This window comes from Nonomuraea sp. NPDC004186 (assembly GCF_053603495.1).
Map to the genome: position 1 here is coordinate 67272 of NZ_JBSGFQ010000032.1, position 21661 is coordinate 88932.

Annotated in this window: 23 protein-coding genes; 14 read left to right on the plus strand and 9 right to left on the minus strand. The window is 68.3% G+C overall.

Annotation, left to right across the window (positions count from 1 at the left end; all coding sequences use genetic code 11):
- Positions 1 to 4: 4 nt before the first annotated feature.
- Both ACWEPL_RS25515 and ACWEPL_RS25520 read left to right on the plus strand, forming a co-directional pair.
- Entirely contained in the window at positions 5 to 826 is an 822-nt protein-coding gene (locus tag ACWEPL_RS25515) for a hypothetical protein (RefSeq protein ID WP_350733533.1), read from the plus strand.
- A gap of 130 nt (positions 827 to 956) precedes the next feature.
- Positions 957 to 1808, plus strand: coding sequence for a hypothetical protein (locus ACWEPL_RS25520; RefSeq protein ID WP_350733534.1), 852 nt, complete (start codon positions 957 to 959; stop codon positions 1806 to 1808).
- Here the strand turns inward: ACWEPL_RS25520 and ACWEPL_RS25525 are convergent.
- Complete coding sequence (locus tag ACWEPL_RS25525; protein WP_452437633.1) at positions 1801 to 2925, minus strand: acyltransferase family protein; 1125 nt, start codon at positions 2923 to 2925, stop codon at positions 1801 to 1803. The two genes, ACWEPL_RS25520 and ACWEPL_RS25525, sit on opposite strands and share 8 nt — an antisense overlap.
- Before the next feature lie 236 nt (positions 2926 to 3161).
- Here ACWEPL_RS25525 and ACWEPL_RS25530 point away from each other — a divergent pair, with 236 nt between their 5' ends.
- Genes ACWEPL_RS25530 through ACWEPL_RS25540 form a run of 3 tightly spaced genes read left to right on the plus strand, consistent with a single transcriptional unit; the run spans position 3162 to position 6118 of the window.
- Complete coding sequence (locus tag ACWEPL_RS25530) at positions 3162 to 3971, plus strand: hypothetical protein (protein WP_452437634.1); 810 nt, start codon at positions 3162 to 3164, stop codon at positions 3969 to 3971.
- 9 nt (positions 3972 to 3980) lie between these two features.
- Positions 3981 to 4715, plus strand: a complete 735-nt coding sequence (locus tag ACWEPL_RS25535; RefSeq protein WP_452437635.1) for a hypothetical protein — start codon at positions 3981 to 3983, stop codon at positions 4713 to 4715.
- Positions 4712 to 6118, plus strand: a complete 1407-nt coding sequence (locus ACWEPL_RS25540) for an O-antigen ligase family protein (RefSeq protein WP_350733540.1) — start codon at positions 4712 to 4714, stop codon at positions 6116 to 6118. Before ACWEPL_RS25535 ends, ACWEPL_RS25540 begins: the two co-directional genes overlap by 4 nt.
- On the opposite strand, the gene ACWEPL_RS25545 is transcribed toward ACWEPL_RS25540, so the two are convergent.
- Positions 6007 to 6555, minus strand: coding sequence for a dTDP-4-dehydrorhamnose 3,5-epimerase family protein (locus ACWEPL_RS25545; RefSeq protein WP_350733541.1), 549 nt, complete (start codon positions 6553 to 6555; stop codon positions 6007 to 6009). The genes ACWEPL_RS25540 and ACWEPL_RS25545 overlap by 112 nt on opposite strands.
- A gap of 37 nt (positions 6556 to 6592) precedes the next feature.
- Positions 6593 to 7531 (minus strand): glycosyltransferase family 2 protein, encoded by a 939-nt coding sequence (locus tag ACWEPL_RS25550; RefSeq protein ID WP_452437636.1) that lies wholly within the window; start codon positions 7529 to 7531, stop codon positions 6593 to 6595.
- A 91-nt stretch (positions 7532 to 7622) separates the two neighbouring features.
- Between ACWEPL_RS25550 and ACWEPL_RS25555 the strand changes: the two genes are divergently transcribed.
- From ACWEPL_RS25555 to ACWEPL_RS25570, 4 genes are all read left to right on the plus strand, one after another.
- Positions 7623 to 8435, plus strand: coding sequence for a 2OG-Fe(II) oxygenase (locus ACWEPL_RS25555; protein ID WP_363981227.1), 813 nt, complete (start codon positions 7623 to 7625; stop codon positions 8433 to 8435).
- A complete protein-coding gene (locus ACWEPL_RS25560; RefSeq protein ID WP_350733545.1) occupies positions 8435 to 9358 on the plus strand; it encodes a right-handed parallel beta-helix repeat-containing protein in 924 nt (307 codons plus the stop codon). The genes ACWEPL_RS25555 and ACWEPL_RS25560 overlap by 1 nt, the downstream gene beginning before the upstream one ends.
- Before the next feature lie 419 nt (positions 9359 to 9777).
- Entirely contained in the window at positions 9778 to 10347 is a 570-nt protein-coding gene (locus ACWEPL_RS25565; protein ID WP_452437637.1) for a hypothetical protein, read from the plus strand.
- A 22-nt stretch (positions 10348 to 10369) separates the two neighbouring features.
- Positions 10370 to 10999, plus strand: a complete 630-nt coding sequence (locus tag ACWEPL_RS25570; protein ID WP_350733548.1) for a hypothetical protein — start codon at positions 10370 to 10372, stop codon at positions 10997 to 10999.
- Here ACWEPL_RS25570 and ACWEPL_RS25575 read toward each other — a convergent pair.
- The 6 genes from ACWEPL_RS25575 to ACWEPL_RS25600 all read right to left on the minus strand — a co-directional run bounded on the left by ACWEPL_RS25575 (position 10996) and on the right by ACWEPL_RS25600 (position 17373).
- The gene (locus ACWEPL_RS25575) at positions 10996 to 11652 is read right to left on the minus strand and encodes a class I SAM-dependent methyltransferase (protein WP_363981233.1); all 657 of its coding nucleotides are present in this window, start codon (positions 11650 to 11652) and stop codon (positions 10996 to 10998) included. The two genes, ACWEPL_RS25570 and ACWEPL_RS25575, sit on opposite strands and share 4 nt — an antisense overlap.
- Positions 11653 to 11696: 44 nt before the next feature.
- A complete protein-coding gene (locus ACWEPL_RS25580; RefSeq protein WP_363981236.1) occupies positions 11697 to 12635 on the minus strand; it encodes an NAD-dependent epimerase/dehydratase family protein in 939 nt (312 codons plus the stop codon).
- Positions 12636 to 12696: 61 nt separating this feature from the next.
- Entirely contained in the window at positions 12697 to 13743 is a 1047-nt protein-coding gene (locus tag ACWEPL_RS25585) for a 2-oxoacid:ferredoxin oxidoreductase subunit beta (protein WP_350733553.1), read from the minus strand.
- Positions 13736 to 15580: a 2-oxoacid:acceptor oxidoreductase subunit alpha gene (locus ACWEPL_RS25590; protein WP_363981239.1), complete on the minus strand. Its 1845-nt coding sequence runs from the start codon at positions 15578 to 15580 to the stop codon at positions 13736 to 13738. Before ACWEPL_RS25590 ends, ACWEPL_RS25585 begins: the two co-directional genes overlap by 8 nt.
- Before the next feature lie 194 nt (positions 15581 to 15774).
- On the minus strand, positions 15775 to 15864 hold the full coding sequence (locus ACWEPL_RS25595) for a putative leader peptide (RefSeq protein WP_350733556.1): 90 nt from the start codon (positions 15862 to 15864) through the stop codon (positions 15775 to 15777).
- A 33-nt stretch (positions 15865 to 15897) separates the two neighbouring features.
- Positions 15898 to 17373, minus strand: a complete 1476-nt coding sequence (locus ACWEPL_RS25600; RefSeq protein ID WP_452437638.1) for a polysaccharide deacetylase family protein — start codon at positions 17371 to 17373, stop codon at positions 15898 to 15900.
- A 176-nt stretch (positions 17374 to 17549) separates the two neighbouring features.
- Here ACWEPL_RS25600 and ACWEPL_RS25605 point away from each other — a divergent pair, with 176 nt between their 5' ends.
- The 5 genes from ACWEPL_RS25605 to ACWEPL_RS25625 all read left to right on the plus strand — a co-directional run bounded on the left by ACWEPL_RS25605 (position 17550) and on the right by ACWEPL_RS25625 (position 21651).
- Positions 17550 to 17921: an NADH-quinone oxidoreductase subunit A gene (locus ACWEPL_RS25605; RefSeq protein WP_350733559.1), complete on the plus strand. Its 372-nt coding sequence runs from the start codon at positions 17550 to 17552 to the stop codon at positions 17919 to 17921.
- 427 nt (positions 17922 to 18348) lie between these two features.
- The gene (locus ACWEPL_RS25610; protein ID WP_192789552.1) at positions 18349 to 18879 is read left to right on the plus strand and encodes an NADH-quinone oxidoreductase subunit B; all 531 of its coding nucleotides are present in this window, start codon (positions 18349 to 18351) and stop codon (positions 18877 to 18879) included.
- A gap of 284 nt (positions 18880 to 19163) precedes the next feature.
- The gene (locus ACWEPL_RS25615; RefSeq protein WP_452437639.1) at positions 19164 to 19694 is read left to right on the plus strand and encodes an NADH-quinone oxidoreductase subunit C; all 531 of its coding nucleotides are present in this window, start codon (positions 19164 to 19166) and stop codon (positions 19692 to 19694) included.
- On the plus strand, positions 19687 to 20628 hold the full coding sequence (gene nuoH, locus ACWEPL_RS25620) for an NADH-quinone oxidoreductase subunit NuoH (protein ID WP_363981248.1): 942 nt from the start codon (positions 19687 to 19689) through the stop codon (positions 20626 to 20628). Before ACWEPL_RS25615 ends, nuoH begins: the two co-directional genes overlap by 8 nt.
- 63 nt (positions 20629 to 20691) lie before the next feature.
- Positions 20692 to 21651 (plus strand): hypothetical protein, encoded by a 960-nt coding sequence (locus tag ACWEPL_RS25625; protein ID WP_363981250.1) that lies wholly within the window; start codon positions 20692 to 20694, stop codon positions 21649 to 21651.
- Positions 21652 to 21661 lie beyond the last annotated feature (10 nt).

Below are 21661 nucleotides of genomic sequence, written 5' to 3' on the forward strand. Positions count from 1 at the left end.
GCTCGTGTTGATTCGCATCGTGCGGCTGCTCATGCAGCCGGGCCGGATCCTGCTGGCCGCCATGCGGCGCCTGCCGTTCGGCTCGTACGAGCTGCGCTGCTCGCTCGACCTCTACCCGAGGCCGCACTACGCCTACGGCGTGCAGCAGGCGGCCGAGCTGGCCAGGCGCCTCGGCGTCGGCCGGATCAGCGTGGTCGAGTTCGGTGTCGCGGGCGGCGCGGGCATGGTGGAGCTCAACCGCATGGCGGCGCTGGCGTCGGCCGCGTCGGGCGTGAAGATCGACGTCTACGGCTTCGACACGGGCGCCGGGCTGCCCAAGCCCACCGACTTCCGGGACCTGCCCTACATCTGGCGCGAAGGCGACTTCGTCATGGACGTCGACGCCCTGCGGGCCCGGCTGGGGGAGGCCACCCTGATCCTGGGCAACATCGAGGACACGGTCGGCGAGTTCCTGGACGGCGAGCGTCCGGCGCCGATCGGGTTCGTCTCCATCGACGTGGACTTCTACTCCTCGACCGCGGCGGCGCTGCGGCTGTTCGGGGGCGACCACAAGTACTTCCTGCCCCGCGTGTTCTGCTACCTCGACGACACCGTCGGCGACGACGACCAGATCATCCACAACGAGTATGTCGGCGAGCTCAGCGCGATCCGGGAGTTCAACGAGGACAACGAGCTGATGAAGCTGGCGCCGATCAACGGGCTGCGGCACAAGCGCCCGGTTCCGGCCCCCTGGAACGACAACATCCAGGCGCTGCACCGCTTCGACCACCCGGACTATTCGGTCTACGTGGGCAGGCCGGACACGCAGACGCAGTTGCCTCTGTAACCCCTCCAACCCCCTGTAACGAAGATGCGGGCTAAGGCGAGAGAAGGGAAAAGAACCACGCGAGGGGGAAAATCTCGCTATGTCCGTTTTATTGGCAAATAGCCGAATCAACGATGATGTCCGGCGCAAAATGCTCTTCCAGGGAGACCTCTTCCTCTACTCGGCGACGCCTGCCTCGACCAAGCTGATCGAGTTCGCCCGCGAGTTGATCGAGGAGGCGTTCGAGGGCCGCGACCCCCAGACCGCCCAGTACGAGATGCCGGTCGAGGAGTTCGCGGCACTGCTCGCGGACCTCAAGCCGCGCTTCATCCACCACCCCACCAGCAAGAAGCTCCTCGTCACCCTGCTCGACGAGCTGGGCATGGCGCTGGACAAGACCTACTTCGACGTGCCGAGGCTGCGCACCTCCACCGCCGATCACTACCTCGACTCCGGCATCTCCTACGCCTACCACGCTCATCGCGACTGCTGGTACGCCGCGCCGTTCTGCCAGGTCAACTGGTGGATCCCGATCTACGAGGTGGTCCCGGAGAACGTCTTCGCGCTGCACCCGCAGTACTTCGACCGCCCCGTGCGCAACGGCAGCGGCCGCTACGACTACGCGGAGTGGACCGCCGTCAGCCGGCCCACGGCCGCCCAGCACATCCACAGCGACACGCGGGAGCAGCCCAAGCCGGAGGAGGCGCTCGACCTCGAAACCGAGCTCCGGCTGGTGCCGGAGCCGGGCGGCATGCTGCTCTTCTCCGGGGCGCACCTGCACTCGACCGTCACCAACACCTCCGGCAGGACCCGGTTCAGCATCGACTTCCGCACCGTCCACATCGACGACGTCCGCTCCCGCGCGGCGGCGCCCAACGTGGACGCCACCTGCCGCGGCACCACCCTGCGCGACTTCTACCGGGCCGACGACCTGACGCGCATCCCGGAGGAGCTCGCGGCGGAGTACGAGGCCGAGGCCGAGGCGCTGGCCAAGCTCACCTGACGAACCGCGCGCGTACGGCGTCGCGCAGGCCCCTCCAGCTCCGGTGCCGTTGGAAGGGCAACTCGAAGACCGAGGCGAACAACCACGCCGTCCCCACGCTCACCGGCACTGCCAGGGCGAGCGTGAGGAGAAAGGTCGGCATGCCCGGTGGCACGTGCGGGGCGACGACCAGCCGGTTGATCATGACGACGAGCGGTGAGTGGATCAGGTAGAGGCTGTAGGAGAAGGAGCCCAGCCGCCGGAGCGGACGCGTGTCGAGCAGCCGTACGAGCCAGACCGGCCTGCCCGTCGCCACACCCGTCAGCAACAACCCGGCGGCCGGGCCGACCGCCAGATCCACCCAGAAGAAGTTCGCGACCACCCAGACCGGCCCGGCGACCACGATCAGCAGGAGCACCGGGACCGCGGCGCCGGCCGCGAACCAGTGCCAGGGCAGGCGCTCCGTACGCTCCTGCGCGCGCACGACGCCGGCGCAGACCGCGCCCACGGCGAACAGCACGGCGAACTGCGGCGTCAGCCGCATCAGCAGGTCCACGGCCGGCACGGAGGGCGCCAGCGCCCCCACCGCCACGACGATCAGGGTCACCGCGCCGAGCATCACCGCCGCGCCCATCTTGCGCAGGACCAGCAGCATCAGCGGGAACGCCAGGTAGAGCTGCGCCTCGACGGCGATCGACCACAGGGCCCCGTTGGGGCTGGGGGAGCCGAAGACGTCCTGCAGAAGGAGCCCGTAGATGAGGGCCGACTGCCCGGTGGGCGTCTGCTGCCCGGGCTGCGGGATGACCGTCCACGCGATCACCAGGCTGAACGCCAGCGCCGCCCAGTAGGGCGGCAGGATGCGCCAGGCGCGGCGGTTGAGGAACGTGGGGATGCCGCCGAGCTGCCAGCCGGACCGGGCGGGCGAGATCGCCAGCGAGAAGCCGGACAGGACGATGAACACCACGACCGCGAAGTGGCCGTAGAGCAGCCATCCCGTCCACCAGGGCGCGTCGTTGACCGGGAACCCGGGGAAGGACAGGAGCCAGCAATGGTGAAGGACGACGAACAACGCCGCCAGCCCCCGTAAGCCGTCGAGCCCGGTCAGCCTGCGCCGCGTCGCCGGACGCTCTACCGTCATCCCCACCGAAGCCCCCGTCGCCGTAGTCGGTAGGTCTATCGCTGCGACTACGCGCGGTGTAACCGTTCTACGGAGATGTAACGTCTGGCCGCGAATGGGCGATGGTCCGCTATAGAGCAAGCATTGCTGATGCGGGGGAACGTACCAAAATGGAGTTCTGGAAGACGATCCTTGGTCTTCTCCGCCGACTTCTCATTGGCCCGCCACTGATCTGTCTTTCGATCCTGGTGGGCGTTGTGGTGTACACGGTCATTCCGGCGCACTACACGACCGATGTCTCCCTCGTGCTGGCCACGCCGGTGAACGGGGGCACCGTCCCCTCCGACAAGACCAAGCAGGGGCTCACCAACCCGTTCCTCTCCTTCAACGACGCGCTGAAGACCGGGGCGAGCATCGTCATCCTGTCGATGAACACGCAGGACGTCTGGACGCAGCTCGGCGCGCCCAAGGACGGCCCGACGGAGATCACGATCGACGACGGGCGCTCCAACCCCAACGTCCTGGACATCAACGGGCCCTACATCTACATCAGGGTCGACAGCGAGTCTCCTCGGCAGGCCACGGCCGTGCTGATGGCGGCGCGCGAGCGCGTGGCGACCGAGCTGTTCAAATGGCAGAAGGCGCTCGGCGCTCCGCCGAACACCTTCATCACCTCCACCGACATCGTGCCGCCGTCCACGCCCGAGGCCGACCACAGCGTGAACTGGCAGGGAGCGCTCGGCGGCGCCGTGCTCTGCCTGCTCCTGGGCCTCGGCATCGCCTACGGCGTGGTGACCAGGCGCGCGCCCAAGCAGCTGAAGCAGCCGGAGCCCCCGCTACCCCCGGCGGTACCCCTGGCGGCACCCTTGGCGGTCCCGGTGGTCACTCCCGTGACGGCGCAGGCGCCGGAGCCGGAGCCGGTGGCGGCGCAGGTGGACGAGCCCGTCGAGCGGGCGGAGCTCGACGAGGACAGCTCCAGCACCATGGAGTTCCCCATCTACCGGGGGGAGCCTCTCTCGCCCGTGCCCTGGCCCGGCAAGGCGACCCAGGACAACGGCGAGGGATGAGGCCCGCGCATGGACTTCTGGGCGACGGTGACCGTTCTGTTCAAGCGGTGGTACGTGACGATTCCGGCCTTCCTGCTCACGGTCGTGGGAGCCGTCGGCGTCTTCGCCGTGGCGCCCAAGACCTTCATCTCCAGCTCGGCGCTCGTCCTCACCCTGCCGGTCACCGGCGGCAGCGTGCCGAGCGACCCCAGGTTCCCCAACCCCCGCACCAACCCCCTGGTCTCCTTCGACCAGGGGTTGAGCATGACCTCGTCCATACTCATCCAGGCGCTGAACACCCCTGAGGCGGTCGCCAAGGTCGGCGCGCCGATCGGCGGCGACATCACGCTCAAGATCACCAGCGGCGGCACCAACCCCGAGATGATGCCGGCGACCCCCTTCATCGTCATCACCTGCGAGGCGCCGAGCGCCGAGCTGGCCCACGGCATCGTCGTGAAGGTCACCCAGCTGGCCCAGCAGGAGCTGCGCGCCCGGCAGCAGCAGGTCAAGGCGCCGCCCACCACCTACGTGAGCGCCACCGTCGTGGTGCCGCCCACCCAACCCGACGAGAAGAAGGGCAGCCGGATGCGCAGCGCGGTGGTCACCGGGGCGCTGGCGTTCTTCATGAGCCTGTTCGCCGCCTTCGCGGCCGAGAGCTTCGCCCGCCATCGCCGGGCCCGCCGTCGCCCGACGCCGCCCGAGCTCGGACTCTACGAGCCCGTCGCGAGCAACGGAACGCGGTCGCTGGCTGGACGCGAAGGATGACCGGGGCCAACCTGGCCCAGCGGCCGCTCCGGCGCGCCGACGGCGCCACGCTGGTCTGCTTCTTCGTCGTGGTCCTGCTGATGCTGCCGGCCCGCCTGGCGGTGGCCGGGCTTCCGCTGTCGCTCACGCCCGCCGAGATCATGGCTCTGGTGCTGGGCGTGGTGTGGGTGTGCGCCCAGATGATCAGTACGACCGGCGTGGCCAAGGGCGGCAACCCGGTCCGCACCTCGATCTTCGTGTACGGCATGCTCCTGCTGGCGATCTACGGGTACACGACCTACCTGTACCTGCCGTCCGACGAGCTCAACCTCTCCGACCACACGTTCGTGCTCTACGCGGGCTACGTGAGCCTGCTGCTGATGGTCTGCGACGGCATCGACAGCCGCGAGCGCCTCGACTTCGTGCTCAAGGCGGTCGTGATCGGCGGCACGTTCGCGGCGATCGTCGCCCTGCTGCAGTTCAGGCTCGACTTCGACCTCACCAAGTACATGCAGATCCCCGGGCTGCGCCACTCCTCCGTCGAGGAGGTGCCCACCGTGATCTCCCGGTCGGACCTGCGCCGCGTCGCCGGCACGCTCGGGCACCCGATCGAGTTCGGCGCGGTGTCGGCGATGCTGCTGCCGCTGGCCGCGCATCTCGGCTTCCAGGCGCGCAGCCGCGGCGAGGCCGCGACCCGCTGGTGGATCTGCGCCGTCATCATCGCGGCCGGCCTGATGTTCTCGGTCTCCAGGACCGCCGTGCTCGGCCTGGCGGGGGCGGGGCTGATCCTCCTGCTCGGCTGGTCCAACCGGCGCCGGATCGTCACCATCGGCGCGTTCGTGGTGTTCCTGGGCTTCATGAAGGTCCTGGCGCCGGGCCTGATCGGAACGTTCTACAACCTGTTCGCCGGCGCCGGCGAGGACAGCAGCATCATCTACCGCACCCACGACTACCCGTTCGCGATGCGGGAGTTCGACAAGAGCCCGGTCTTCGGCCGCGGGCTCGGCACCTGGTACCCGTTCAAGCATCAGGTGTTCGACAACCAGTACCTGCTGTCACTGGTCGAGACCGGGGTGCTCGGCGTGCTGGGGTTCGTCGGCGTGATCGGGTGCGGGATCGTCGTGGCCCTCTGGGTCCGCCGGTTGAGCTCCGATCCGAACGTACGCAACCTGGGCCTGACCATCGCCGCCTGCCTGGTGATCCCGCTGCTGGGGGCGGCCACCTTCGACCTGCTCTCCTTCCCCGGCATCACCAGCGTGATGTTCCTGCTGGTCGGCGCGGCGGGAGCGCTGCTGCGGTTCGAGCGGCGGGATCAGGCGGACAAGATGGTCCTGAGCTCCTTCCAGGAGCCCGCCGACCTGTCGCGCTCGCTGATCGCGGTGACCGGCAACGGCCAGGGCAGCGCGAGGTCGGGGTCGTCGTAGCGGACAGCCAGGTCCTCGGCGGGGTCGTGCTCCCTGTCGATGCGGTAGCAGACGTCGGCGTGCTCGGTCAGCGCCTGGTAGCCGTGCAGGATGCCCGGCGGCACGTAGAGGTGCGCGAACGACACGTCGTCGAGCCGGACGGTGATGTGGGAGCCGAACGTCGGCGACGCCGGGCGCGCGTCCACCAGGATGTCGAGCACCGCGCCGTGCGCGGCCCGTACCAGCTTGGCCTCGCCCCGGCCCGAGCGGCCGTGCATCCCCCTGATCGTGCCCAGGCGCGAGCGCGACTGGCTGTCCTGGACGAACGCGGTGTGGTCCAGCCCGTGCTCGGCGGCGATCACGGCGTCGAAGGTCCTGGTGAAGAAGCCCCGATCGTCGTGGCTGGGCGCCGGCACGAACAGCAGCACGCCTTCGAGCTCCAGGTGCTCGACTCTCATGGTGTTCCTCTCATCCAGGTAGGGCCCGCAACGCAACTCATCCAGGTAGGGTCCGCAACCGGCGGGAGGGCCGCAGGAGGGCCACGACCGACGCTCTGGCCGTGCGGCGGCCCGCGGCGGCCCGCATGGCCTCGCCGAGCAGGACCGCGAGATAGAAGCCCGCGCTCGCGATCCTGCCCCGGCGCTGCCGGAACAGCCGCACGCGGTTGACCGTGAGCAGCGCGGCCAGCATCGGGCTGGTCTTCGCCTCGCCGCCGATGTGCTCGACCACGGCGGCGGGCTCGTACCAGAGGCTCCAGCCCCCGTCCGCGGCCCGCAGCGCGTACTCGGTCTCCTCGCTGTACAGCAGGAAGGACTCGTCCCACGGGCCGACCTCGGTGAGCGCCGCGACGGAGATGAGCATGGCGGCCCCGGTGGCCCAGTCGGCAGGGCCCGGCCGCTCGTAGCGGCCGGGATCGACGATCATCTCGCCCAGTGCGCCGACGCGGCCCGCCAGGTGCCCGCCGAGCACCGCCTCGGCCAGCGCGCGGCGTACGGCCGGCGTGCGGCGGAGCGAATGGTGGAGCACGCCCTCGGTGCTGATCAGCCGGGGGACGGCGATGCCGGTGCCCGGACGCCCGAGGGCCTCGCTCAGCACGGCCAGCGAACCGGGGCGAAGGCGGCAGTCGGGGTTCATCACGAAGATCGCGTCGAGCTCGTGGAGGTCGAGCGCCGCGATGCCGGCGTTGATCGCCGCCGCGTACCCGGCGTTCCTGCCCACTGGCACGGGACGCATGGGCAGGCCGACGGCCTGTTCGGCGATGCGGAGCGAGTCGTCCTTGGAGGCGTTGTCCGCCACGACGACGGCGGCGAGATCCACCCCATCGGCGCCCTCGGGCAGAGAGGCCAGGCAACCGCCGAGGACCGGAGCGCTGTTGTAGGTCACGATCACGATCGCGACTCGGGGGCAGCCGGGCTTCACATGTCCCCATCGCACCCCAGCAATGGAGCGTTACAGGTAACAGCTGACACGGCTGAGGCGATGACGAGGTAGGGGCCGCGGTGTCGTAGAGACGGAGACACATTTCATGCAGGATCTGCAGGCTTTCACCTTCCGCCGGGATGACCTCTTCCCGCTGGCGGACAAGTATTCCGAGCAGTTCCGTACGGCCTCGCCGTTCCGCCACGTGGTCATCGACGACTTCCTGCCGCCCGAGGTGCTGGAGCCCGTCCTCGACGAGTTCCCCGAGCCGCGGGACGCCACCTGGCAGCGGTTCGACACCGCGCGCGAGGTGAAGCTGGCGCTGGCCGACACCGAGCGCATGGGGCCGGCCACCCGGCACCTGCTGGCGGAGTTCAACAGTGGGGTGTTCGTCCAGTTCCTCGAGCGGTTGACCGGCATCACGCAGCTCGTCTCCGACCCGCACTTCGAGGGCGGCGGCCTGCACCAGATCCGGCCGGGCGGCTTCCTCAAGGTGCACGCCGACTTCAACAAGAGCCGGAAGCTCAACCTCGACCGCCGGCTCAACGGCCTGCTCTACCTCAACAAGGACTGGGAGGAGAGCTATGGCGGGCACCTGCAGCTGTGGAACAAGGACATGACCGAGTGCGAGGGCAAGATCCTCCCGCTCTTCAACCGGTTCGTGGTGTTCGCCACGACCGACGACGCCAACCACGGGCACCCGGACCCGCTGACCTGCCCCCCGGACCGGGCGCGGCGCTCGATGGCGCTGTACTACTACTCCAACGGCCGGCCCGAGGAAGAGGCCACCGACGAGCACACCACGCTGTTCAAGCAGCGGCCCGGCGAGGCGTGGAAGAGCAACCTGCGCCAGGTCGCCAAGCGCTGGACGCCACCGGCGCTGGCCGACCTCGTCGGCGGCCGGAAGCCCAACGCCTAGTGAGGTCGTCCGCCATAGGCTGGTGTCTCGGCCTGGGCCTGGTCGTGCTGCTGAGCGGGTGCCAGAACGGCGGCGCCCAGGACAAGCCGCTCGCCACCCAGTCGCTCGCCACGACCCCGACCACGTCCGCCTCGGCCCCGCCGCTGAACCCGGCCGAGCGGAGCTGGCCGGGACCGGACAACACGGGTGTGCCCAGCGGCGTGCCGCTGCGCGAATCCGGGTCCATCCGGGTGACCAAGAACGGCACGGTCATCGACGGCGTCGAGGTGACCGGCTACATCACGGTCGAGGCCGACGACGTGACCATCCGCAACACGCGCGTCCGCGGCACCAAGGGCTGGTGGGGGATCCTCCAGCGCGAGGGGCGCACCGGGCTGAAGGTCGAGGACAGCGAGATCTTCGGCAACGGCAAGGAGCGGACCCAGTTCGGCATCCTCAACCAGGGCAAGATGATCACGGTGCGCCGGGTGGACATCCACACGATCTCCAACGGCATCCTGACCCAGCAGGGCCTGGTCGAGGACTCGTACGTGCACGACCCGAAGTACTACTCCGGCGACCACACCGACATGATCATGTCGACCGGGCCGCCCGCCGCCGGGACCGAGCTGATCATCCGGCGCAACACGGTGATCAACACGCTGGACCAGACGGGCGCGATCGCGCTGTTCCAGGACTTCGGCGTGGTCAAGAACGTGACGGTGGAGGGCAACCTGCTGGCCGGGGGCGGCTGGTCGCTCTACGCGGGCGCCGGGGCCAAGGGCACCTCGTCGAACATCAAGGTGATCGGCAACGTCTTCAGCCGCAGGGTGTGGCCGAAGGGCGGGTCTGCCGGGCCGGTTTCTTATTGGGATAAGGACGGGCCCGGAAATACGTGGCACAGTAACACCTGGGAAAACGGTGGGGCGGTAAGTCCGGGATAACATGCTTTTTGATCATCATTGAGAAAGCTGAGCTTTCTGGGAATTGAGGGGTAAAGGAGTCCTTTTTCGGCAAAAAGCCCCTCTTAGTGCTTCCGGCATGGCTACTCTCTCCCCTTGGGGACTCGATATGGCCGTGATCGGAAGGAGTCACCTGTGTCAAGGCATCGGCGGAGTACGCGAAGTAAGAGGCGGACCGGGTGGTTATCCCTGGCCGGTGTCTCCGCCGTGGCGGTGCTGGCGGGCGGATACGGCGTCATCGCCTCTGATGTGCTGAAGCCTCAGGCGGCCCTGACGGACGCGAGCGGGGGAGCACGGGCTTCGGTCTCACCGCGGGCTGCCGCCGGTCAGAAGTCCCGGCCGCGACCCACCACGGAGAGCCCGCGGCCACGGAAGACCAAGGGGCATTGGTGGTGGCCCCGGTGGCCTACCAAGAAGCCGACCTCGCGGCCGACGCGCAGGCCGACCGAGACGCCGGAGCCCGGCGATTCCGCGACTCCGACCTCGACGCCGATCAAGACGCCGACCCTGATCTCCTCACCGACGCCTCAGCCTACGAGGACCAGGACGCCTACTCCTCCTCCTGCTCCTGCGACGCCCACGCCGACCTCGACTCCGACCTCGACTCCGACGGTGACGTCGACCCGGACGCCGACTCCAACTCCGACGGTGACGCCGACCCCGACCCGGACCCCCACCCCGACCCGGACCCCGACTCCCACCAGGACGCCGACGCCGACTCCCACCGGGACGCTTCCCGGTACTCCTACTCCGACGAAGACGTCTCCCGGTACTCCCACTCCCACTCCCACTCCGACTCCGACGAAGACGCCGACGACCGCACCGCCGACGACCGCACCGCCGCCGAGCGGTGGCTGGCCCGGGCCCGGGAACACGGGCGTCCCCGAGGGCACCGAGCTGGTCCGCAAGACCGGCTCGATCGTCATCAAGGAGGACGGCAAGGTCATCGACGGCTGGGACATCACCGGTGACATCACGGTCGAGGCCGACAACGTGACCATCCGCAACACCCGGGTGCGCGGTCAGACCGACTACTGGGGCATCCTCCAGCGCGAGGGCTTCTCTGGCCTCAAGGTCGAGGACAGCGAGATCTTCGGCAACGGCAAGCAGCGGACCCAGTTCGGCATCCTCAACCAGGGCAAGATGATCACGGTGCGCCGGGTGGACATCCACACGATCTCCAACGGCATCCTCACCGACCAGGGCCTGGTCGAGGACTCGTACGTGCACGACCCGAAGTACTACTCCGGCGACCACACCGACATGATCATGTCAACGGGCACCGCCGCCGCCGGCACCGAGCTGATCATCCGGCGCAACACCGTGATCAACACGCTCGACCAGACGGGCGCGATCGCGCTCTTCCAGGACTTCGGCGTGACCCGCAACGTCACCGTGCAGGGCAACCTGCTGGCCGGGGGCGGCTGGTCGCTCTACGCGGGCGCCGGCCGGAAGGGCCTGTCCTCGAACATCAAGGTGATCGACAACGTCTTCAGCCGCAAGGTGTGGCCGAAGGGCGGCTCCGCCGGCCCGGTGTCGTACTGGGACTCCAACGGGCCCGGCAACGTCTGGAAGGGCAACACCTGGGAGAGCGGCGGCGCGAGCGTGCTGGCCGCGGACTAGGTGCGGATCGCGATGACCGACTTCACCAGCCCGGCCAGCCGCTCGAAGCGGATCTGGGACTTGGGGAAGTAGTGCCGCATCTCGGTCACGCTGAGCAGCTCGACCTCCATGGCGATCATCCGGGCGGCGTCGCGGTCGGAGGTCGGGGTGTGGACGAGCGGCCAGCGGCGCAGGATCGTCGTCCGCGCGGCGAGCGGCAGGAACTGGAACCCCGGGAACAGGAAGTGCGGCTCGACCGGGAAATAGCGGTAGGGCGTCTGCACCCAGTGCCGGTCGGCCATCTCGTGCACGGTGTCGGCGAACCGCTGCCGGCGCTGGTGCCCGCCGACGTGTTCGATGACCGCGTTGGAGAAGACGAGGTCGTAGCGCGTGCCACGGATCGACGCCGGTAGGTCGCAGGCGTCGGCGACATCGGCCCGCAGCCATCCCGGCAGGTCGGCGGGCGGCTGCTCGAGGTTGACGATGTGGACGTGGGCCGGCCTGACCGGGGCGCGCATCCAGGCCCCGGCCGTGCCGCCGAGGTCGAGCACGCTCATCTGGTCGAGGTCGGGGAACCGGTCGGCGAACCACTGCCACCTTCGCGCCCGTGCCTTGGCCCCCAGCGAGTCCGGAGCGTCCACGAAACGGCTGCGCAGGGCATTAAGACGGCTCATAAAGGCGCTCCTCCGGCCAGACAAGTACCTCTATGCTCCCAGAATTATCCCGGGCCCGGCTGAGCGTGCGATTCTTTGTGACATTCTTGCGACGCATACCAATCGACAGTTCGGCGCAACCCTTCGTCCAATTCCGTGACAGGACGCCAGCCGAGCCGGTCCGCGGCCGGTGCTATGTCGCCGACCTGCGTAATATCGTGCGGGCGATCGGGGGTGGCGCCGAATTCGGGTCGCGTGCTCGTGCCGGTGATCCGATAAATCCGCTCGACGACCTCGTGCGCCGGGGTCTTGACGCCGGTGCCGATATCCAGCGTGTGTCCGATGGCTTTGTCTGATTCGCCCGCCAGGACGAACGCGTCGACGACATCGTCGACATAGATCCAGTCGGCGAGCTTGGTGGCCTTGGTGAGCCGGGGGTGCTGGCCCCGCAGGAGGCAGAGCGTCACGTACGGCACGAGCTTGGTGGTGTCGGGCTGGGCGGGCCCGTAGACCATGCTGGGGCGCAGGACGGTGACGGGCAGGTCCCAGAGCCGGTGGTAGAGCTGCGCGTAGCCGGTGGCGGCCCATTTGGACATCGCGTACGCCGACGACGGCGGGGCCTGGTCGTTGCCCGGGCGCGGCTCCTCGATGGAGCCGGTGAAGACGGTCCTGATGCCGCGTTCGTGCGCGGCGGCCAGCACGTTGACCCCGCCGATGACGTTGCTCTCCAGGGTGGCGCGCAGGACCTCGTCACCTCTCGACCCGGTGACCTCACCGGCGAGGTGGAACAGGAGCGTCGGCCGTACCGACCGGAAGAGCCGCGTCGTCGCGTCGGCGTCGCTCAGGCTCGCCACGTGCCAGGTCTCGCCATGGCGAGCCTGCTGGGGGCGGCGGCTGACGGCGTGCACCTGAGCGCCGAGCGCTCGTAAGCGCGTCACCAGATGTGAGCCGATGAATCCGGCCGCCCCTGTCACCAGCACCACGGTCTCCGGCCAATACGACATCGTGGATTGACCTCCGTGGAAGATGGAGCCGTTCGGGCCGACGGCTCCATCTAATCATCAACTAGCCGATGCGCCAGGTGTCTCCACCAAGGAGCAGGTCGCTCAGGTCGCCGGGGCCCTTCTGCGCCACGGCCTCCTCGAGCTGCTCGGCCATCAGCACGTCGTACGCCGGCCGGTCGATCTGGCGGAAGATGCCGATCGGCACGTGCTCGAACGCCGGCTCGTCCAGCCTGCTGAGCGCGAAGGCCACCGAGGGGTCGGGAGCGTGCGCGTCGTGCACGAGGATCTGGTCCTCGCTCACGCCGTCGCGCGCCACCACCTCGATGCCGCCGTTGGCCGCCCGCACGACGGCCTTGGAGGCGCTCACGATCGGCTGCCCGTGCTCCAGGCGCAGCGTGATGTCGTCGCGGACCTCGGGGTCCTTGAGCTGCTCGAAGGCGTTGTCGTTGAAGATGTTGCAGTTCTGGTAGATCTCCACCAGCGACGTTCCGCGGTGCGCGGTGGCCTCGCGCAGCACCGACTGCAGGTGCTTGCGGTCGGAGTCGATGGTGCGGGCCACGAACGACGCCTCGGCGCCGAGGGCCAGCGAGATCGGGTTGAACGGCTTGTCCAGCGAGCCCATCGGCGTCGACTTGGTGATCTTGCCGACCTCGGAGGTGGGCGAGTACTGGCCCTTGGTCAGCCCGTAGATCCGGTTGTTGAACAGCAGGATGTTCAGGTTGACGTTGCGGCGCAGCGCGTGGATCAGGTGGTTGCCGCCGATCGACAGCGCGTCGCCGTCACCGGTGATCACCCACACCGACAGGTCGGGCCGGGAGGCGGCCAGCCCCGTCGCGATGGCGGGCGCGCGACCGTGGATCGAGTGGAAACCGTACGTGTTGAGGTAGTACGGGAACCGCGACGAGCAGCCGATGCCCGACACGAACACGATGTTCTCGCGCTTGAGCCCCAGCTCCGGCAGGAAGCTCTGCACCGCGGCCAGGATGGCGTAGTCGCCGCAGCCGGGGCACCAGCGGACCTCCTGGTCGGACTTGAAGTCCTTCAGGGTCTGCTTGACGTCGGTCTTGGGGATGAGCGACAGGCCCTTCCCGTTAACGAGCTCAGTCACTGTCGATCACGTCCTGGATGACTCCGGCCAGCTCCTCGGCCTTGAACGGGAGCCCGCGCACACGGTTGTAGCTGATCACGTCGACGAGGTAGCGGGCCCGCAGCAGCAGCGCGAGCTGGCCGAGGTTGATCTCGGGCAGCAGCACCTTGTCGTAGCTCTTGAGCACCTCGCCGGTGTTGGCCGGCAGCGGGTTGAGGTGGCGCAGGTGGGCCTGGGCGACCTTGCCGCCGTTCCGCCTGATCCGGCGGACGGCCGCGGCGATCGGCCCGTACGTCGAGCCCCAGCCGATGACCAGCACCTTCGCGTCGCCGTCGGGGTCGTCGACCGCCAGCTCCGGCACGTCGATGCCGGCGATCTTCGCGGCACGCGTGCGAACCATCAGGTCGTGGTTGTTCGGGTCGTACGAGATGTTGCCGGTGCCGTCGGCCTTCTCGATGCCGCCGATGCGGTGCTCGAGGCCGGCCGTGCCGGGGATGGCCCACGGGCGGGCCAGCGTCTCGGTGTCACGCTTGTACGGCAGGAACTCGCCGTCGGCGCCGTTGGGGGCCTCGGTGAAGGGCTGCGAAATGTCCGGCAAGTCGGAAACTTCGGGCAGGCGCCAGGGCTCCGAGCCGTTGGCCAGGTAGCCGTCCGAGAGCAGCATGACCGGGGTGCGGTACTTGACCGCGATCCTGGCGGCCTCGATCGCGGCGTCGAAGCAGTCGCTCGGCGACATCGGCGCCACGATCGGCACCGGGGACTCGCCGTTGCGGCCGAACATGGCCATGAGCAGGTCGGTCTGCTCGGTCTTGGTCGGCATGCCGGTGCTCGGCCCCGCGCGCTGCACGTCCACGATGAGCAGCGGCAGCTCCGTGGTGACCGCCAGGCCGACGGTCTCGGCCTTCAGCGCCACACCCGGACCGGACGTGGTGGTCACGCCGAGCGCCCCGCCGAACGCGGCCCCGAGCGCCGCGCCGACGCCCGCGATCTCGTCCTCCGCCTGGAAGGTGCGGATACCGAACCGCTTGTGCTTGCTCAGCTCGTGCAGGATGTCGCTGGCCGGGGTGATCGGGTAGGAGCCCAGGAACAGCGGGAGCTTGGACTGCACGCTGGCGGCGATCAGGCCGTACGCGAGGGCCTGGTTGCCGGAGATGTTGCGATAGACGCCGGGGGCGAGCTGGGCGGGCTTGACCTCGTACGAGACGGAGAAGGACTCGGTGGTCTCGCCGTAGTTCCAGCCCGCCTGGAAGGCGGCGATGTTGGCCTTGGCGATGTCCGGCTTCTTCGCGAACTTCTGCTCGAGGAACTTGATGGTGTGCTCGGTCGGCCGGTGGTAGAGCCAGCTGAGCAGGCCCAGCGCGAACATGTTCTTCGACCGCTCGGCGTCCTTCTTGGACAGCTCGAAGCCCTCGAGGGCCTTGACGGTGAGCGAGGTCAGCGGCACCGCGTGCACGCGCCACTCGCTGAGCGAGTCGTCCTCCAGCGGGTTGGCGTCGTAGCCGACCTTCTGCAGGTTGCGCTTGGTGAACTCGTCGATGTTGGCGATGATGTCCGCGCCTCTGGGCAGGTCGCCCAGGTTGGCCTTGAGAGCGGCCGGGTTCATGGCCACGAGCACGTTCGGCGCGTCGCCGGGCGTGAGAATGTCGTGGTCGGCGAAGTGGAGCTGGAAGCTCGACACACCCGGCAAGGTGCCTGCGGGTGCACGGATCTCGGCGGGGAAGTTGGGGAGCGTCGACAGGTCGTTGCCGAACTCCGCCGTGCCCGCGGTGAAGCGGTCGCCGGTGAGCTGCATGCCGTCGCCGGAGTCTCCGGCGAATCTGATGATCACGCGGTCGAGTTGCTGGACCTGCTTGTTCACAGCGCCTCCCTCGTCAGTGCTGTGAACGAAACTCGACTGTGCTCATCGTTTGTGCCCTCGCTGCGCTGGGTCACGGCTCAGTCCTCCTCGACGCCCGAGGCGCGGTTGCCCGGGGCGCGTTCTCTGTATCCATGCTAGATCCTCGGAAGGTCACGCGTTTGCATCCCGCGCATAGCGGGTAAACGCGGTCGAAGTCAGGGTGAGGTGGGAGAACGACGACACAGCCCGGACGCGAGCCTGCAGAGGTCCACATGCAGGCGGGCGTACAGAACGGTTCGGGTCACGAGCGCCAACTATACGTCCCCCCAATACGTGTCCTACGTCAGGGGGCGCTTACCCGGCAGCTCGCTCCCCGACCGGTACAGGTGTCCGGCCTGCATCCCTGCCGAGCCGTACAACTCAGGAACGGTGACGAAGCTGTAACCCTTCCCGCGCAGCCGTTTGAGGATGTCCGGAACCGCGTCAACCGTTTCCCGGTGGATGTCGTGCATGAGAATGATCGCACCTGGATGCGCCTTGCGCACGGCAAGGTCCGCGATGTCGCCCGCTTTATCTGCGAACAGATCCTTGACGTCGATGTCCCAGTCGACCAGGGCCAGCCCCAGTTCGGCCGCGACGTCGCGCACGGCCTGGCTCGCGGTCCCGTACGGCGTGCGCGCGAGCGCCGGCCGCTGCCCGATGGCGGTCGAGACGGCATCTTCAGTGCGCGCGAGCGAGTCGGTGATCCGGCTCGTCGCCTGTTTCGAGAGGTCCTTGTGGTCCCACGTGTGGTTGCCGACGAGGTGCCCTTCGGCGCTCATCCTCTTGACCAGCGCGGGCTGGGCGGCGGCGTTGGAGCCGACCACGAAGAACGTCGCCCTCGCGTGGCCTTTCCGCAAGATGTCCAGCAATTTGGCGGTATAGGGCCCGGGGCCGTCGTCGAACGTCAGCGCCACGCACTTGGCCTTGGCGCAGTCCACGGTCCCCGCCCGGTTGCTGGCGGCCTGCGGGCTCTCCGTGGGCGCCGTTTCGGGCCGCCGGACCGGAGCCCTCCTGGCCGCCTCCCGCACGCTGTCCTGCACCCGCCGCCCGAACTCGGACAGCAGCGGACGTACCCGCTCCGCCGGGATCGCCACGGCCAGCCGCCCCAGCGAGCACGGCCCGATCTGGCAGTCGTCGAACTCGACCACCAGGTCCCCGCCCCGGTTGAACGCCATCGAGTCGAACCGGTCGCCTCCGGCGCTGACCTCTTCCCGCTCGACCTGCGACCCGCGCCCCTTGAACTGCTCCCGCACCAGCTGGGCGAGCTGCCGCAGGGCGTGCTCGCCGTCGAGCAGCCCGGCCGACTCCGCCACCTTGCCGCTGCGCCGGTCGAACCAGTACGTACGCGTGGAGTAGGCCCAGCCCGCGCCCTGGAACTCGCCTGTCCGCAGCCGTACCGCGATCGCCTGGGGGGAGGCGGCGGCGAGCTGCCAGTCCACGTTCAGCTCGGGCCGCGAGGAGGCGGCGCGGCCTTTGGTCCGCCCGCCGAAGTCCCGCCACCTCCGCTCGGCCTCGGCGCGCAGGGCGCGGTTGAGCGCGGGGGCGTTCTGGAACTCGGGGTAGCTGATGTGCACATATCGGCTGCCGGTGTAGTGGTCGTCGGTGAGCGTCCTGGTGGACAGGCCGGCAACGGCCGCCGGGTCGACAAAGTCGATCATCGTCGGCTCTGCCGGGACCACGACCTCCCTCTCGGGGGTGACGGCCGCCAGATCGCAGGCGGTCGCCGAGAGGGCCAGCAGAGCGATTCCGGAAAAGAATCGCAATTTGTGCATGAATGTCAGGGTATGTTGCTGATCTTACTATTTACCCCGTCTTGACGTGATCACCACCGAGCCTTTGACCGGCGCGGGTACCTGGCGGGCGCTGATGCCTTCTGGGCCGGGGTTTGTGGCGGATTCCTGAACTTTGACCAGGTTCGTGAGGGGGGTTCCGGGTTACGATCTCACTCATGGAGGGCTACTTCGGGTCCTACGTGCTCGTCGCCGCACTGCTCGCCATCGGCGTCGCCATCGTGGCCGGCGCCCTGATGGCCAACCGCCTCCTCCGCCCGACCCGCCCGACTCCGGAGAAACTGACCACGTACGAGTGCGGGGTCGACCCGGTCGGGGAGGGGTGGGCGCAGTCGCAGGTCCGCTACTACGTCTTCACTTACCTGTATGTGGTGTTCGCGGTGGACGCCGTCTTCCTGTTCCCCTGGGCCACGATCTTCGACACGCCTGGCTATGGGTTGACGACGCTCGTGGAGATGTTCGTCTTCCTGGGCTTCATCGCCCTCGGCATCCTGTACGCCTGGCGCAAACGCGTACTCACCTGGACCTAACCCACCCGCCCGCGCCTTCACCCGCGCCACGCCTTCACCCGCGCCACGCCTTCACCCGCGCCACGCCTTCACCTGCGCCGCGCCTTCACCTGCACCCTCAGCTTCGCCTTCAATCTCGCCTTCGCCACACCCTCACCTCCACCCCCGACTCGTCTTCACCTCCGCCTTCGCCCCGCGCCTTCGCCTGCACCTCGCTTTCGCCTGCGCCTCGCCTTCGCCCTCACCCTCGCCTCTGCCCCCCTGAGTTCCCACCCGCGCCTGAGTTCCTGCCTGCGCCATGCCCGCCCCGCCCCGCCATGCTCGCCCCGCCATGCTCGCCCCGCTCGCCGCGCCTCCTCTCACCGCTTACCGATCCCAAGAAGTCCCCAACCACCCCCCAACCGAAGATTCCTTTGCCTGACCTGCGATCCGCGCAAGAATGGTCAACATGGCAGCAACAGACCTCCCGATGCCCACCGTGGGCCCGATCTCCAGGTTGGCGCCCAAGCCGATGCGCTTCGTGCTCAACTGGGGCCGGCGCTACTCGCTTTGGGTGTTCAACTTCGGGCTGGCCTGCTGCGCTATCGAGTTCATCGCGACCTCGATGAGCAGGCACGACTTCATCAGGTTCGGCGTGATCCCGTTCGCGAACGGCCCGCGCCAGGCCGACCTGATGATCGTCTCCGGCACGGTCACCGACAAGATGGCCCCGGCCGTCAAGCGCCTCTACGAGCAGATGCCCGACCCCAAATACGTGATCTCGTTCGGCGCCTGCTCCAACTCCGGCGGCCCCTACTGGGACTCCTACTGCGTGACCAACGGCGTGGACCAGATCATCCCCGTCGACGTGTACGTCCCCGGCTGCCCGCCCCGCCCTGAGGCTCTCCTGTACGGGATCATGAAGCTCCAAGAGAAGATCGCCGACGAGAAGCTCAGCGACCGGTACGTATGGTCCCGCTCCCATGGGGAGGACGCGTGACCACCGAGGGAACCCCGGACCGACCGGACAACACCCCCGACCCCTCGAACGCCTCCAACCCCCACGACCAGCAGCCACCCGAGCGGCCCGAAACCCGCCCACCCACACAGCCGTCCGAGGGGCCCGAAACCCGCCCGTCCAAACAGCCAGGGACTCGTCCGCCCACACAGCCGTCCGAGCGGCCCGAAACCCGCCCGTCCACACAACCGACGGACGACGGCACCCAGCGGTCGACACCGCGTCAACCCCCCGACACCACTGGCCTCCCTGGCGGTCTCACCCAGGTGGAGGCCCGGTTCGGGGACCGTGCCGAGATCTCCGAGTCCTACGGCGACACCACCATCGACGTGACCCCCGCCGACTGGATCGAGCTCCTGACGTTCGTCCGAGACGACCTCGGCTACGCGTTCTTCGACTGGCTGACCGGCGTGGACGACCCGCCGGAGGCCTTCCTCGTCGTGGCCCACGTCTACAACCTGACCGCCGGAGCACGCCTGCTCCTCCGCACCCGCGTACCCCGCGAAGACCCCCACCTCCCCACCGCGGTAGGCGTCTACCGGGGCGCGAACTGGCACGAGCGCGAGACGTACGAGATGTTCGGCGTGATCTTCGACGATCACCCCTACCTCGTGCCCCTCCTCCTGCCCGACGGGTTCGAGGGCCACCCGCTCCGCAAGGATTTCATTCTCGCCGCCCGCGTGGCCAAGCCGTGGCCCGGCGCCAAGGAGCCCGGCGAATCGGGACATGGCGCACCGAGCCGCCGCAAGACACTTCCGCCAGGAGTTCCAGCCGACTGGGGGCCGCCCGATGCTTGAAGTGGTGTTGAGCTTCGCCGTCATCCTCATCGTGTTCCTGGTTCTACCGCTGATCGTCGGCCAGACCGAGCACAAGGTCATGGCTCACATGCAGTCGCGGTTGGGCCCCATGTACGCGGGTCGTTTCCACGGTTGGGCGCAGCTCATCGCCGACGGGGTGAAGTTCGCGCAGAAGGAGGACGTCATCCCGGCCGCGGCCGACCGCCGCATTTTCATGATCGCCCCCGGCGTGGCGCTCGTCCCGTACCTCGTCGTACTGATCGCCATCCCCATCGACCGGGACCGCGTGGCCGTGAACCTCGACCTCGGCCTCTTCTTCGTCCTCGCCGTCATGGGCATCGGCGTCCTCGGCTCGATCATGGCCGGGTGGGCCTCGGCCAACAAATACTCGGTGCTCGGCGGGATGCGTTCGGCCGCCCAGCTCATGTCGTACGAGCTGCCGCTGGTCCTGGCGGCCTCCTCCGTCGCCATGGCCGCGGGCACGCTGTCGATCCCCGGCATCGTCGAGGCGTGGCAATGGTGGTGGCTGCCGTGGCAGGCCGTCGGCGGCGTCGTCTTCTTCCTGGCGGGACTCGCCGAACTGCGCCGCCCCCCGTTCGACATGCCGATCGCCGAGTCCGAGATCATCATGGGCCCGATGACCGAGTACACAGGCATGCGCTTCGCGCTGTTCATGCTCGCCGAGTACGTCGGGATCGTGGTCCTGTCGTTCCTGACCACCGTTCTGTTCCTGGGCGGCTGGCACGGCCCGTTCCTCCCCGGCTGGCTGTGGACTCTGATCAAGGTCTTCGCGCTGTCGTTCGTGGTGATCTGGCTGCGCGTCACGTTCCCCCGGCTGCGCGAGGACCAGCTGCAAAAGCTCGCCTGGGCCATCCTGGTCCCCCTGGCCCTTGGCCAACTGGCCCTGACCGGCATCATCAAGGTTCTCGTCTAGAGCAGAAACTTTAGGTTCGCTTTATTCGTCGTACCTGGGCAGGGGGCCTTTGGGGGTATGACTATGGACCATCTCGTCCCGATCTCAGGCGCGACAAAGGGCGAACTCCGCCCGGAAACCGTTCTGACATCACACGACCGAACGTTGGTCGTCACCGACGTTGCTTCAGACCATTCCGTACGCGTGACACCTGCGAGCCTCTACCACTACAACTGCGAGCAGATCACCACCAAAACCGGCAAGCTCCAACCCGTGCAAGGCATAGCGGCCCTGGACGCGGACGGCCTGGTCCTGCTCGACCTGCCGGGCGAGTGGCACAAGCCCGACCTGGAGCTTTTCGCGCACAGGGCAGGCATCCCATTGCTGGACGCCCGCTCCCACCCTCCGGCCCGTGTACGCGCGGTCCTGGCAAGCCGCGCCCCCGGCTGGCAACGTTTACGCGGCCTCCGACCGTTGTTCCCGCGCAAATGGCACAAGCCGGTTGCCATTTGCGCGGGAATCGCAGGCTTGGCCGTCATGGCTTACCTCGCGTCTCTGGGAATGTGGGCTGCCTGGCGCGCTGTCTCGTCAATGGGCCGGTTCCTCCTGGAAATGTTCGAATCCAAATGGCTGATGGTCGCCTTCAGCCCCGCACTGCTGGTGTTACGTCCCGTCTTCGGACGAATAACCCGCTGGCGGGCGCGCAGAGGCACCCTCCTGCCCTCAGCGGGCCGCGGACCGGACCTCAAAGCAAACTCCTCCGGAACGCTCCAGATCTTCCATGGCACGGAGGTCACGGCCACCCGGCGAATCGGCGCATCCCCGCGCGAAGCCTTCAGCCTGCTCCTCTATCAGTACGACAGCCTCACCGGCCTCTTCATCCTCGACGTAACCGGCAGCCCCCTCCACCACCTCCCGGGCCGCTGGCTCCCCGAACACGCCCACGCCTTCACCAAACGCCACAACCTCTCCCTCGCCGTACACCGCATCTCGCGCGAGGAGTACCTCAACCTCACCAGAGCCACCAAAGAAGCCAACCCGTGACAACCCCGGA

Excerpts from the sequence above, each read along its gene's own strand:
- ACWEPL_RS25525 (WP_452437633.1), bottom strand. The coding sequence starts at position 2,925 with ATGACGGTAGAGCGTCCGGCGACGCGGCGCAGGCTGACCGGGCTCGAC.
- ACWEPL_RS25545 (WP_350733541.1), bottom strand. The coding sequence starts at position 6,555 with ATGAGAGTCGAGCACCTGGAGCTCGAAGGCGTGCTGCTGTTCGTGCCG.
- ACWEPL_RS25610 (WP_192789552.1), top strand. The coding sequence starts at position 18,349 with ATGGCAGCAACAGACCTCCCGATGCCCACCGTGGGCCCGATCTCCAGG.
- ACWEPL_RS25605 (WP_350733559.1), top strand. The coding sequence starts at position 17,550 with ATGGAGGGCTACTTCGGGTCCTACGTGCTCGTCGCCGCACTGCTCGCC.
- ACWEPL_RS25555 (WP_363981227.1), top strand. The coding sequence starts at position 7,623 with ATGCAGGATCTGCAGGCTTTCACCTTCCGCCGGGATGACCTCTTCCCG.
- ACWEPL_RS25540 (WP_350733540.1), top strand. The coding sequence starts at position 4,712 with ATGACCGGGGCCAACCTGGCCCAGCGGCCGCTCCGGCGCGCCGACGGC.
- ACWEPL_RS25520 (WP_350733534.1), top strand. The coding sequence starts at position 957 with ATGCTCTTCCAGGGAGACCTCTTCCTCTACTCGGCGACGCCTGCCTCG.
- ACWEPL_RS25625 (WP_363981250.1), top strand. The coding sequence starts at position 20,692 with ATGGACCATCTCGTCCCGATCTCAGGCGCGACAAAGGGCGAACTCCGC.
- ACWEPL_RS25580 (WP_363981236.1), bottom strand. The coding sequence starts at position 12,635 with ATGTCGTATTGGCCGGAGACCGTGGTGCTGGTGACAGGGGCGGCCGGA.
- ACWEPL_RS25600 (WP_452437638.1), bottom strand. The coding sequence starts at position 17,373 with ATGCACAAATTGCGATTCTTTTCCGGAATCGCTCTGCTGGCCCTCTCG.
- ACWEPL_RS25575 (WP_363981233.1), bottom strand. The coding sequence starts at position 11,652 with ATGAGCCGTCTTAATGCCCTGCGCAGCCGTTTCGTGGACGCTCCGGAC.
- ACWEPL_RS25535 (WP_452437635.1), top strand. The coding sequence starts at position 3,981 with ATGGACTTCTGGGCGACGGTGACCGTTCTGTTCAAGCGGTGGTACGTG.
- nuoH (WP_363981248.1), top strand. The coding sequence starts at position 19,687 with ATGCTTGAAGTGGTGTTGAGCTTCGCCGTCATCCTCATCGTGTTCCTG.